Consider the following 12,907-nt stretch of genomic DNA (forward strand, 5'->3'; position numbering starts at 1 on the left):
GCCAAGTGCTGGCGTTTACACTTGGGTGTGATCACCCTCTCAAGGTAGCCTACCTTTTTACAGGATTTATGGCTGAGTCTGCACGCTCGTCCCTTTCTAAGTCAACAAAAATTGAACAATGTCAATCAATGTCTAGCTTTTAACGAGCGGTCATAACTGATTTTTCTTCATTAAAGTTAACATAATCTTTATTTTTCTTGAGTTAAACAGAACACGATTAAGGATAAATAGTGGTTAGTGGCCTCAGTGGGAAACTTTGGTATGAGTGACGAGCGAATTGATTTAGTTCAGGCAGTCCGATCGCAACGTAGCGAGGCGGTACAACAAGCATTAGCACAGGGGGAAGCGGTTGATCGCATCGTGGAGGGGGATCGGGTGACTCCCTTGGCCATGGCGGCCTATGCGGGGAATTGCGCGATCGCGCAACTCCTCATCGAGGCCGGGGCCAATGTCAACTTTTCGAGACAACCCGACGGCCTCACCCCCCTCATGTTAGCCGCCGGGGCCAACCAACCGGAAATGGTAGAGCTTCTCTGCCAGGCCGGGGCCGATGCGAATGCCCGCAATGAAGACAATACAACGGCGTTAATGGTGGCGGCCTACCGAGGACACCTAGCAGTGGTTCAACGGCTCTTAGCGGCGCAAGCAGACCCCAATCAGAGCGATTTACAAGGCAATACCGCCCTCTTACTGGCGGTCAAAATGGGACAGATGGCCTTAGTCCCCCCCCTCATTACCGCCGGGGCCGATATTAACGCCACCAACAAAGACAGCGAAACCCCCCTAGTGTATGCCGCCGAACAAGGCCATCAAGACATTCTCCACACCCTCCTAGCCGCCCATCCCACCCCCCGCCAACGGGGACTCGCCCTCATTGCGGCGGCAGCAGAAGGCCAGAAAGAAGCAGTGAACACACTGATTCAAAAGGGTGCCGATGTGAATAGTAAAGATGAAGATGGGGAGACAGCCTTGCATTATGTGGCGATTGAAGGGTATAGCGCGATCGCGCAACTCCTCCTCCAAGCCCACGCCGAGGTTAACAGCCAAAACACCCTCGGCGATACCCCCCTCTTACTCGCCACCCTCCACCAGCATGAGGACTTAGTACAGCAGTTTATTGAAGCGGGGGCAAATGTTAATATTCGCAGTCAAGAAGAAACCCCCCTCACCCTCGCCGTCGCCCAAAATAACCTAACCTTAGTCCAGCAACTCCTCCAAGCCGGAGCAGACCCCAACACCCGTTTTCCCAACAGTCGCACCGTGTTAATGTATGCCAGCGATCGCGGTTTAACCAACATAGTACAAACCCTCCTCCAAGCCGGAGCAGCCATTAATTTACAAGACCAAGCCGGGGCCACCGCCCTGATGTGGTCTGCACATCGAGGGTATATCGAGATTGTCAACCTCTTATTAGCCTATCCTCACATTGACCTCAATTTACGCAACCGAGGCGGTTATACTGCCCTAGGACTTGCCCAATTTAATGATTATCCCGAAGTTGTCCAAGTTCTCCAAAAACAGGGAGGAAAGGTTTAATAGTAGGGAACTCCCGAACAGCCTTTTCTCAAGCAGGGTAAGGGTAAAACCTTCCTGTTCCCTGTTCCCTTCAGATACTGGTTAGTGGAACGAGCAACGGGAAATAGGCGGGAGTAGTTGCTTGTTCATCGGGGATCGTTGATAATTGGGAATTGTGGGTTAGTCTGCCCGATCTCTTGTTTTGGGTCGATGGGAAACCCGATTGATTGACTGTCATTCCGCGTTATTTTTCATGGCATATTGGCTCTTTCAAGGCAATCCGAAATATTATCAAGTGAGACGAGCGATCGCAGATTTTGAGGAAATGCCTTGGTTAACCACCCGCTACGCTAAGACTATGGAATTGGGGGATAAGGTGTTAGTCTGGATAGCAGGGGCAAATGCGGGAATTTACGCGATCGCAGAAATCACCGAACTCCCCAAAATCCGCAAAACCCCTCCAGATCGAGAGTATTGGCTTGATAAAACCCGCCTGGGAACAAAACCCCAAGCGATGCTGAAATTTAAACAAAAGTTATTAGACACGCCCTTATTACGGCAAAATTTAAAACAAGACCCGATTTTGCAACATTTATTAGTGATTCGCGCCCCCAATAGCACGAATTTTAAGGTCACTCCAGAACAATGGCAAAGGGTGCAAACTTTGATAGAGGAAGGGTGACAGTTTCGCTTAACTACAAACCCCACATTCTTCAAGACGTTGGGCAAAAACCTCCGCGTGTTTCCAGATATTCACCCCACCCACCCAACGACGGGACGGTAAATGCCCCAATGGGGCTTTCGCTTTAAACTGTAAATAGGGATGGTGAGAGGAACTCTGTATCTCCCATCCCACCACCTCACAAAATACAGGATACTGAGACCCCACATCCCGAAAAATGGCATTTTGTACCCGAAACCCAAAACGCCCCTTACTCCCTTGATACCATAATCGATCGATTGTTTGTAAGTCCAGACAAGGGAGAGTTTCAAGATCACTGGGAAACAAATAATGGCCTTGGGGTTTCCCCACTAACTCACATAAAATTGCCCAAGTTTCATCATCGGCCTTTTGCCAATTGACCCGTTGCCACCGTTTGCGGCTGAGATATTGTTCTAAATTGGTATAATCAATCTGAATTTGTGGCCCCGGTTCCGCCATTTTTTGCCGCAATTTCTCCATTTCGGCCTCCCCTGCTGCCGTGGCCTGACGAGGCATGATGGGGGGACGACGACGACTTTTTAACTGCCGTTGGGGAGGGGAAGGTTGAGTCGGTGGGGTTTGAGACGGTGGAGGACTGGTTTGAGTGGGTTGAGAGGGAATATTGCTGGGGAGAGAAGGGTTACTGACTTGGGTGGGTTGAGAAAAGATATCGTCTTGGGGAGAGGGGTGACTGACTTGAGTAGGTTGGGAGGTAATATTGGGGGGAGGAGTCGGGGGTTGAGGGAGGGTGAATGTTCCCATCTCCCGTAACACTTCTTCGGCAGACTGGGCCCGTTTACGCAGGGAGGGATGCACCAAGAGATTTAAAATTTTGCTCAATTGGGGACTAATTTGCAGATCAGGGTGGAGATAGTTGCGCCATTTCCAGCGTTCATTGATGATATCAAACATTTGGTCAGGATTAACGGCGGTGAGGAGGTTGAGACAGGTGGCCCCCAAGCTGTATAAATCACTGGCCGGGAGGACTTTCCCTCGCATTTGTTCAGGGGACATAAACCCAGGGGTCCCAATGACGGTGGCCCCCCCCATTAAGGCGGTTTGGGTAAGCATTCGGGCTACTCCGAAGTCAATTAAAATATATTGGCCATCGGCTTTCCGTCGCATAATATTTCCTGGCTTAATATCCCGGTGGATGACGTTTTGTTGGTGAATATATTGCAAGACGGGGAGGAGTTGTTGTAAGAGTTGCCAGAGGTGGGATTCTGGGTTGGGAAGTGTCTGCCATTGTTGGGGGGAGAGGGGTTTGCCGTCGATCCAGTCTTGGACGAGGTAAAATTGACCGCGATCGCTAAAAGAGGCTTTGAGGGTGGGAATTTGCGGATGATTGCCCAATTCTGCCAGTTGGAGGGCTTCTTGTTTAAAGAGGGAGAGGGCTTTTTGTTGGACTTCTGGGGTGGCCCCTTGGAGATAAAGTTGTTTAATCACACAACGGGGATGGTTCGGGAAATGGCGATCTACACCGAGAAAGGTACGGCCAAACCCCCCTTTTCCAATGGGTTTGAGGGATAAATAACGGTCTTTGAGTAGGAGAGGGCCCCCACAACTCCGACAAGACTGACTCCGGTTGGGGTTCTGGGGGTGGCTACACTCTGGATTGAGGCAGTAAGGCATAATGGATAATTGGTAATCGGTCATCGGTCATCGGTAATCGGTCATCGGTCATCGGTCATCGGTCATGGGTTGAGAAACTCCCCTCCCTGTCCCCTGACCAAGAACTAAGAACAAAGAACCAACAACAACACAAATGTCTGATTCTTCTAAGATAATTCACACCTCTACAAAACTTTCTCCGGTTCGTTCTCCATTAATTCAGATGAAGCAGATCACGAAAGTCTATGGGAGTGGCAATGCGGAGGTTCATGCGTTGGCGGGAGTTAATCTGGAAGTGGCGAAAGGCGAATATTGCTCCATTATGGGGGCTTCGGGTTCAGGAAAATCGACGATGATGAATATTATTGGTTGTTTAGACCGTCCCACCAATGGACAATATTTTTTAGATGGGGAGGATGTGGCCCATTTATCCGAGTCTGCATTGGCTGATATTCGGAATCAGAAAATTGGTTTTGTTTTTCAACAGTTTCATCTCCTCCCCCAGTTTACGGCAGTTGAAAATGTGATGTTGCCGATGATCTATGGGGGAGTGTCGCCCCAGGAAAGGCGCGATCGCGCAATTTTAGCCCTAGAACGAGTCGGGTTAGGCAATCGTATCAATAATAAACCCAATCAGCTTTCTGGGGGACAGCAGCAGCGTGTCGCCATCGCTAGGGCCATCGTCAATGAACCCTTACTCCTCCTCGCAGACGAACCCACCGGGGCCCTCGACTCCCAAACCGCAGAGGATGTAATGACCTTATTTACTGAATTAAACACCAGTGGCATTACTGTCGTTATGGTTACTCACGAAGCGGATATTGCCCGCCATAGTCAACGCATCGCTTGGTTTAAAGATGGCTTTGTCCTTCATAGTCATCTCACCCCTGACGAAATGATGGAAGTGGCGTTATCAGGGTATTAAGGGAAACTCAAGGAAACGGAGGGTGATTTGTATTTCAGGGAATTTTTCGTCAGCATAAAACCGTAGAAAATCCTCTTAAATTATGTTAAAAAGTTCCGCCCTCTTGACCAGTATCGTCTTGAGTACCACAGGAGTCTTAGGCCATGTCCCCCAACCCGTGTCTCAGTTATCCCCAGAGACTCCCATCGCCCAAACCCAATCTAATTCTAATTCCTATTCGCCCCTCGCCCAACGGATTAATATTCCGCCCCCAGAGGAAGTCAGTTATGAACTGTATAGTAATAGTCGTTATCATTTCTCAGTTCTTTATCCCAATAATATTCTAGTCCCCTTACCGCCCCCAACCAACAATGATGGCCGTGAATTTATTTCCCCCAATGAAAGTATTGAAATGGTGGCCTTTGGGGCGCACAATAGCTTAGATCAAACCCTAGAAGGGATGTATAATGAAGCCTTAAATGCAGAAAATTTAGATGTTACCTATCAACGGTTAGAAGAGAATTGGTTTATTGTTTCGGGATATCAGGGAGATACGGTCGTTTATACGAAAGTCATTTTTGATGAACGAGAAAATGTAACCGATATTTTAACCCTAGATATCCGCTATGATAAAGCCTTACAACCCGAATTTGATAGAGTCGTTGCCGAGATATCCAATTCGTTTACCAGCTATCAATAAGTTGAAGCTACTTTTATATGCCTTGGGTTAAAACCCAAGACTAATAGCTGAAACCCGTGTTTAACGGGTTGATAAACCTACTTTCTTCCGTCCATGACCGAGACGTGAATGCGGCGATTTGTATTCTATATGAAGGCTTGCGGATTTTGGCGTTAGGGAAAGCGCGTTACTGCTGATGGAGGGAATGTAAGACGGACTGGTAAAACTTAGGTTTTGTCAGACGCAATTCCCAATGAAATTAGAAGCCCTAACTATACCCCTTGCGGTTAGTGAGGGTAGTTCACTTAGGTAAATCCATCACTTGACGATAATGTTGTTCTAATTGGGCAATATTATTCGATTGACGGGTAGTAGTCCAGTCGCCATACTGGAGTAACGCTTCCCGTAACCCCTTGAGATCAATGCGAGTGGGTTGGCCTTGGGCAATAATTTCCTCTCCCCTTACCCAAACCCTATCCACCACTTGAGTTGGTCGTCCCATCACTAACAATCCTATAGGATCGGTTTTCGGTAACAAGGACAGATTGGTTAAATCATACAACACTAAATCCGCCATTTTCCCCTCCGTCAACGTCCCCAACTGGTCTTCCATCCCTAACCCTGTTACTCCTCCCAAAGCGGCCATTTCCACCGATTCACGGGGCGTAATCCAGTGTTGATAATCCCGATCCGTGATATTGTGTAACATCGAGCCAATCTTAATCGCCTCTAACAAGTCTTGGCCGTCATTACTCGCTGCCCCATCACAGCCAAACGCCACATTAATCCCCGCTTGACGATATTTTAGAATGGGTGCAATGCCACTCCCTAAACGGAGATTACTGAGGGGGTTATGAACCACTGTAGCCCCAGTTTTCGCCAAAATTGCAATATCTTGGTCTTCTAACCAAATACAATGGGCTAAAGACGTGCGAGGATTGAGATAGCCAATTTTGTCGAGATATTGTACCGCCGTCATGGCATACTTTTCGTGGGCTAAGAGTTGTTGTGCCTTGGTTTCCAAGAGGTGGGCATGACGACAGAGGGAGTTGCGATCGCTCAATTCCATACAACCCGCAAACAACCCATCAGAACACAACTGTATCCCCGTCGGAGCAACCATAATATTCATCCCTGCCTCCGGTTGGTGAAACCGGTCCACCACCGTCTGCATCATTCCCAAAACCTCCTCCGTGGAACAATAATACGCCTCATGTTCCCGATGAGTCCCCCCACTAGGTATCCCCTCCGACATACTTTGATCTTGAATTAACGGGCCAATATAAGCACGAATGCCAATCTCCTGATACGCTTTCACCGCAGCAGCCACCGTTTCCACCTCCTTCCCCGGAATGAGAACCAAATGATCCACCACACAAGTCCCCCCCGATAACAGCGTCTCCACTGCCGTCCCCAAGGCACTCAGATAGATTTGTTCCGGGTTTGGGGGGGTAAATTCGTGGAGTTCCCCCAACCACAACTCCAAAGGATAGGGAGGAATTAACCCCCGTTGCCACATCTCCGAAGAATGGGTATGTCCATTGACAAACCCCGGTAAAAGCAGCTTTTTGCGTCCATCAATCACCGTTCCCCTCGGAGGTAAAGGGGAGTCGGTAGAGATGGCTTTAATCTGTTCCCCTTCAATCTGCACATCAACGGTAGTATAACCATTCAGAGTGGGGATAATCGCTTGTTGAATCGTAAAGTTCACAGGACTAGGGGGGTTAACGGATAGGCCGTATTGTATCAAAAACCACTCCGACTCACCGTAAACCCTTCCCCCAAAAAATTTCTCTCACTGTTCCGGATGACCCCGCCAGTCAGAGAAGACTGTACTGGTAGATGCACCCTGATTAGCCAACCCTGACTTGCCCCCTGTGAGTCAGGGTTTTTTATTATTTTTACTGGTAGCGTTCCAATAAGGCTTGAAGTCCTCCTTCATACCCTTGTCCCACCGCACTCATCCGCCAATCCCCGTCTCGACGATACAATTCAGCGATAATCATGGCCGTTTCGACAGAATAATCCTCCGCTAAATCGTAGCGCAGCACTTCCTCCTTCGTTTCCACATTCACCAAGCGAACAAAGGCATTCTCGACCTGACCAAAATTTTGGCCGCGTTCTTCTGCTTCGTAAATGGTGACAGTAAAAACAATCTTTTGCACTTCTGGGGGGATTTTGCGCAAGTCAAGGATAATCGCCTCATCATCTCCTTCTCCGGCCCCGGTGCGGTTGTCTCCCATGGAACGTACCGATTGATCAGGGTCGGGACTGGCGAGGTTATTATAAAAGATGAAATGCCCATCACTGGGTAATTTCTCGTTGGCATCCAACAGAAAAACCGATGCGTCTAAGTCAAAGTCTTGGCCGGAAGTTTGACGCACATCCCAACCTAACCCCACAAATGCAGCTTGGAGTCCGGGGGCGACTTTTTCCAGGGATACTTTTTGTCCTTTTTTGAGTGAAATGCCCATAGTTGCTAATTGATAATCGTCTGCAATCCAGAACTATTGAGTAGTGTAGCTTAATTTACAGGTTTTCTTGGGCAGGTAAGGTGTTGAAGGGATGGAACATTTTGAGTTGGATGTACGGGGGTGGAAGAGTTAGGGAGAGGTCTGGGAGTTGGGGGAGTTGGTTTCTTTTTGGATCAAGTCGATAATTTTGGGGATATCCTGTTCGATGTCCTCAGTTGCGGGGTTTAAGTCGAGGGTGGGGTCACGTTGGAGGGCTTCTTGGAGGAGTTGGCGGGCGGCTTGGGTGTCGCCTTGACGGGCTTTGTCAAGGCCGTCGCGGCGTTTGAGGGGGGCGGTGGCTTTGTCCCAGACCTGTTGGGGGTCGGTGTCTGGGTCTGGGGTGGAGGGGTTGAGATCAGAGGTGGGGTCGATTTTGGCAATGTGTTGTAAGAGTTTGAGGGCTTGTTCGGGGTCGCGGTTTACCGAGTGTAAGGCTTTCTCAGTAACGGAGGGGTGGACGGGGAGGTTGGGACAGGTGCGTTGATAGGTACTCAAGTCTGGGTCACGATAAAGTTTCCATTCTTGAGCCGTGAGGTTACGATACAGGCGTTGGCAGAGAGTGTCTTGGAGTGCAAGAGTTTTTACTTCATTAACTTGCATTTTCCCGTCATCACTGACGATAGCCATAAATTCTCCATCGGGACTCCACTTTACTTCCTTGATCCTACCATCATGGTCGATACGGGTAATTTCTCCTCCTGTTTCAGCAGCCACAACTCTCGCTGTCCCGTCATCACTGACGATAGCCATAACTTCTCCATCGGGACTCCACTTTACTTCCTTGATCCTACCATCATGGTCGATACGGGTAATTTCTCCTCCTGTTTCAACAGCCACAACCCTCGCTGTCCCGTCATCACTGACGATAGCCATAACTGCTCCATCGGGACTCCACTTTACTTTCTTGACCCTACCATCATGGTAAATGGGGGTAATTTCCTTTCCTGTTTCAGCAGCCACAACTCTCGCTGTCCCGTCATCACTGACGATAGCCATAACTGCTCCATCGGGACTCCACTTTACTTCCTTGACCCTACCATCATGGTCGATACGGGTAATTTCTCCTCCTGTTTCCACTGCTACTACCCTAGCTGTCTCATCAGCACTCCCAGTAGCGAGAAACCTTCCATCGGCACTCCATTGTACTTCCTCAATTATATCATTATGGTCAATACGGGCAATTTCCTTTCCTGTTTCAGCCACCACTACCCTAGCTGTCTCATCAGCACTCCCAGTAGCGAGAAACCTTCCATCGGCACTCCACTCGACTATCAAAACTAAATTATTGTGGTTAATGCGAACAATTTCCTTTCCTGTTTCAGCCACCACTACTCTTGCTGTCCCATCATCACTCCCAGTAGCGAGAAACCTTCCATCGGGACTCCACTCGACTACCCTAACTCTATCCTTATGGTCAATATGGGCAATTGCCTTTTTCGTTTCGACGGCCACTACTCTTGCTATTTTGTCATCACTCCCAGTAGCGAGAAATCGTCCGTCGGGACTCCATTGTACTTCCCCAATTGTATCATTATGGTCAATACGGGCAATTTCCTCTCCCGTTTCGACGGCCACTACTCTTGCTGTTTTGTCATCACTCACAGTAGCGAGAAACCTGCCATCGGGACTCCATTGTACTTTCCAAATTGTATCATTATGGTCAATACGGAATTTTTCCTTTCCTGTTTCAAAGACCACCACTTTCGCTGTTCCATCATTACTCACAGTCGCAAGAAATTTTCCATCGGGACTCCACTTTACTCTCCTGACTCTACCATCATGGTCAATACGGAATTTTTCCTCTCCCGTTTCAGCAACCACAACCCTCGCTATCTCGTCATTACTCACAGTGAGAAATTTTCCATCGGGACTCCACTTTACTCCCCTGACTCTACCATCATGGTCAATGCGAGCAATTTCTTCTCCCGTTTCGGTCACTATTCTTGCTGTCCCGTCATCACTTCCAGTAGCGAGAAACCGTCCATCGGGACTCCATGCCACTGTGCTGACTCTACCATCATGGTCAATGCGAGCAATTTCCTCTCCCGTTTCGATGGTCACTATTCTCACTATCCAGTCATCACTTCCAGTAGCGAGAAACTGTCCATCGGGACTCCACTCTACTGCTTGAATTTTATCATCATGGTTAATATGAGCGATAGACTGGGGAAGTTTTTTTAAGCTACCATGAACAGCAGTATCTACCTCAATCGGTTTAATCTTCTTACGTTTGGATAAATTGAACGCTTCAACAGCCAATAACCCGCTTAATGTACCAGCATTAGGACGCTTTTCTCTTAATGCTTCCGACTGTACCGCCAATTCCCGAATTTGAGAACGCATTGCTGCTTCTTCGGCGCGTTGTTGCCCTCGGTATGCCAGATTCCCTAAGACTGCAAACCCTACGGCGGCCACTACTGCACCGCCAGTTAACACCGATCGCAAAAACCGTTGTTGTCGTTTTGCCTCCTGCCGTTCTCGTTCTAACCGCTCCATGGTTTGGCGCAACTCTTGGTTATACCAATGGCGAATCGGCCTGACTAAATAATCATGCACCAACTGATAACGGGGGGGTTCATCCTCTACTGTGACGACTAACCCGGAAATGAGCAAAATTTCTAACACTCCCCCCAATCTTTCGCTATCCGCTTCTAATTCCTTCGTTAACTCCTCTTGCGTCTTGAGGGGTCTTTGGCCTTGGTCGTTGGTAAGATGAAATAACACTAACCCGGCTAAGGACTCATCGCGCTTGCCACAATCTCGAATGACCTCGGTAAAATAATGGGGGACTAACTCCGCTTTTCCTCCTACTTTCTCGTAGGCCGCGCTGGTTTCGATGCTTTCTTGCTGCATCTGTGCGCCGACAATTTGTAATTCAATGGGACGGATGAGGGGATAGCCTTGGGCTAAGTCGGCAATGACGGTATTGACTAATCCCTTTTCCCACGGGAGTTGAGCGCGTTCGACTAAATTTTGTACCACGGTTCGCGCTTGTTCGACTGTAAAATGATCCACCAGATAGCGGACTTTCTGACTCAAGATTTCCCCATCAATGCAACTAAACCCCGGTCGGTCTAACAGTAGCGATAGATATTCCACTCGTAGGGAAAAGAGGACTTTTAGGGGTAACAACTTCAAGCAGTCACCGAGAAAGGCGAAAAATTGATCCCGTTCGGGACGTTGGGGATAAACAAAGAAGAATTCTTCAAATTGGTCAAAGAGAAAGACGGGGCGAATGCGCTGGTTGATGCACTGTTGCAGAATGGTGAGGAGGTCGGTTTGGGTTTTGGGGGGGTTGATGGGGGTTTCGAGTTGGGCTAATGCCTGTTGTAGCGTTTCTCCTATGACTCGTTCCCAGTCTTCATAACTCCGCAAATAAAGGGGTAAGACTTGCTCGCTTTCTGTCCCACAGTGCAATTGCCATAAACAGGGTAACAGACCCCCTGTGACGAGAGAACTTTTCCCGACTCCTGATGGCCCGTAGAGGATGGTAATTTTATAGTCATCTCGTCCGATACGGTTGACTAATTCGTTTACATCGGTCATGCGTCCTGAGACGCGAATTTCCAAGGCGACTGCTTTGTTGTCTTGGGGTTGGAGGAGTTGTTCGCTTTGTTGGGGTTGGATGCGGCCTGCACCTAAAAAGGCCCGCAGACCAAATTGGGTTTCTAAGTCCCGTTGTTGTCGCTTGTAACGGTAGGCTTGCACGTAGTTGGCTTGTTGGCGATAGCCGTTTTCTAGGGCTTGTAGGATGGTTAAATAGAGGTCGATGTCGGCTTGGGGTTGGGTGCTGTTTAGGGCTTGGGTGAGGGTTTTGAGGCTTTGGGAGTGTTGGTTTTGCTGGTGTTGCGATCGCGCTAAAATCAACAAATAAGCCGCCTCCTCCCGTCCAACCCGCTTTAACGCCTCTCTCGCATAGTGTTCCGCCTGTTTTTCTTCCCCTCCCGCTAAGGCCACTTCGGCTAAAAATGCCAAGACTTGGGAATGTCGCACGGGATGGGGATAGGATTGCTGTAAGGTGAGGAGTTCTTGGGCCAGTTCCGCTAAGGCTGACCATTGCTGAGTCGCTAGGAAGGCATCCCCCAAGGCAGGGAGAAAACGGGCGACAAGCTCAGATTGTCCCGTTTGCCGGAGGTGCTGGAGACAGTGCTGGAACTGTTTACAAGCCTTCTCCCAAGCGGTGGCGGCGGTGCGGCGGTGTAAGCGGGTTTGAGCTCGCCACCAATCCCCCAGACAATAGTGAACAATGGCACGATGTCGAGAATTATCCTGTTCTGGCCATTGGCGGAGACTGGTTTCGTAGGTTGTGCGGGCGGTTGAGTGGGTATAAGGGTAGGTTCTCGCTTGTAAAAATGCCTGATATGCCTGAGTTTGTGCCGTCGGTTCGGAAATTCCGTCTAGGGCGGCCTGTAATGCGTCGCGGAACGCCGGGTCAGTTTCTGAGGGGAGGGGGGGCAAAAACCGGGTCGCTCCCTGCTCTAAAATCTCCTCACAGCGTTGTTGGGCGGTGTCGATGACAAAATTAGCCCAAAAGGACTCTGGGATGGTAAATGCTTCGGTTTCGGCAATACTCTGGAGGTCTGACGCTTCTCGATGGAGTTGGGCAAAAATGCGATCGCTCATCCAGATGACCAAGGGAAAGGAGAAGTTTTTGATATATTTATCCCGTTCTTGGTTCGCTTGGGCAAAGAGTTGTGCCAAATGGTGATGTTGTTCTAACCCTACTACCATCAAGATTTCTGGGGAATTTGGGCTAATTTCACAGGTGATGCGAGTATAAAGTTGGGTGTCTTCTGGGTCTAGGGTGAGTTGGTGTAAACTGAGAGCGCAGACGCTTTGCAGGTGTTCGATAATCTGGGTACGCCACGGGACAGAATTACATCGCGCCACAAAAAGGCGAAATGTTCCCGCAGACAGTTCTAACACCTGGGCAAATTGGGCGATTTCTACTTCTCTCATGGTCGTCAAGGGAATGGGGACAT

8 protein-coding genes are annotated in these 12,907 nt (G+C 49.0%); 4 read left to right on the top strand and 4 right to left on the bottom strand.

The genetic code is table 11. The annotated features are described in order from the left end of the window. Nucleotides 1-261: 261 nt before the first annotated feature. Together PN462_RS05905 and PN462_RS05910 are read left to right on the top strand one after the other, a co-directional pair. Nucleotides 262-1,536 (top strand): ankyrin repeat domain-containing protein, encoded by a 1,275-nt coding sequence (locus PN462_RS05905; protein WP_272127095.1) that lies wholly within the window; start codon nucleotides 262-264, stop codon nucleotides 1,534-1,536. A 232-nt stretch (nucleotides 1,537-1,768) separates the two neighbouring features. Beyond that, nucleotides 1,769-2,197, top strand: coding sequence for an EVE domain-containing protein (locus tag PN462_RS05910; RefSeq protein ID WP_272127096.1), 429 nt, complete (start codon nucleotides 1,769-1,771; stop codon nucleotides 2,195-2,197). Nucleotides 2,198-2,206: 9 nt separating this feature from the next. Here the strand turns inward: PN462_RS05910 and PN462_RS05915 are convergent, their stop codons facing one another. Continuing rightward, nucleotides 2,207-3,874 (bottom strand): serine/threonine-protein kinase, encoded by a 1,668-nt coding sequence (locus PN462_RS05915; protein WP_272127097.1) that lies wholly within the window; start codon nucleotides 3,872-3,874, stop codon nucleotides 2,207-2,209. A gap of 109 nt (nucleotides 3,875-3,983) precedes the next feature. Here PN462_RS05915 and PN462_RS05920 point away from each other — a divergent pair, with 109 nt between their 5' ends. Beyond that, nucleotides 3,984-4,754: an ABC transporter ATP-binding protein gene (locus tag PN462_RS05920; RefSeq protein ID WP_272127098.1), complete on the top strand. Its 771-nt coding sequence runs from the start codon at nucleotides 3,984-3,986 to the stop codon at nucleotides 4,752-4,754. A gap of 82 nt (nucleotides 4,755-4,836) precedes the next feature. Further along, a complete protein-coding gene (locus PN462_RS05925; protein ID WP_272127099.1) occupies nucleotides 4,837-5,433 on the top strand; it encodes a hypothetical protein in 597 nt (198 codons plus the stop codon). 280 nt (nucleotides 5,434-5,713) lie between these two features. On the opposite strand, the gene PN462_RS05930 is transcribed toward PN462_RS05925, so the two are convergent. From PN462_RS05930 to PN462_RS05940, 3 genes are all read right to left on the bottom strand, one after another. Further along, entirely contained in the window at nucleotides 5,714-7,123 is a 1,410-nt protein-coding gene (locus PN462_RS05930; RefSeq protein ID WP_272127100.1) for an amidohydrolase, read from the bottom strand. A gap of 190 nt (nucleotides 7,124-7,313) precedes the next feature. Continuing rightward, nucleotides 7,314-7,886 (bottom strand): TerD family protein, encoded by a 573-nt coding sequence (locus tag PN462_RS05935; RefSeq protein ID WP_272127101.1) that lies wholly within the window; start codon nucleotides 7,884-7,886, stop codon nucleotides 7,314-7,316. A 129-nt stretch (nucleotides 7,887-8,015) separates the two neighbouring features. Next, entirely contained in the window at nucleotides 8,016-12,884 is a 4,869-nt protein-coding gene (locus tag PN462_RS05940; protein WP_272127102.1) for an LpqB family beta-propeller domain-containing protein, read from the bottom strand. Between the last annotated feature and the right edge of the window lie 23 nt (nucleotides 12,885-12,907).

The organism is Spirulina sp. CS-785/01 (assembly GCF_028330525.1).
GTDB lineage: Bacteria > Cyanobacteriota > Cyanobacteriia > Cyanobacteriales > Spirulinaceae > JAQMSD01.

Excerpts from the sequence above, each read along its gene's own strand:
- PN462_RS05940 (WP_272127102.1), bottom strand. The coding sequence starts at position 12,884 with ATGAGAGAAGTAGAAATCGCCCAATTTGCCCAGGTGTTAGAACTGTCT.
- PN462_RS05905 (WP_272127095.1), top strand. The coding sequence starts at position 262 with ATGAGTGACGAGCGAATTGATTTAGTTCAGGCAGTCCGATCGCAACGT.
- PN462_RS05910 (WP_272127096.1), top strand. The coding sequence starts at position 1,769 with ATGGCATATTGGCTCTTTCAAGGCAATCCGAAATATTATCAAGTGAGA.
- PN462_RS05935 (WP_272127101.1), bottom strand. The coding sequence starts at position 7,886 with ATGGGCATTTCACTCAAAAAAGGACAAAAAGTATCCCTGGAAAAAGTC.
- PN462_RS05925 (WP_272127099.1), top strand. The coding sequence starts at position 4,837 with ATGTTAAAAAGTTCCGCCCTCTTGACCAGTATCGTCTTGAGTACCACA.
- PN462_RS05920 (WP_272127098.1), top strand. The coding sequence starts at position 3,984 with ATGTCTGATTCTTCTAAGATAATTCACACCTCTACAAAACTTTCTCCG.
- PN462_RS05915 (WP_272127097.1), bottom strand. The coding sequence starts at position 3,874 with ATGACCGATTACCAATTATCCATTATGCCTTACTGCCTCAATCCAGAG.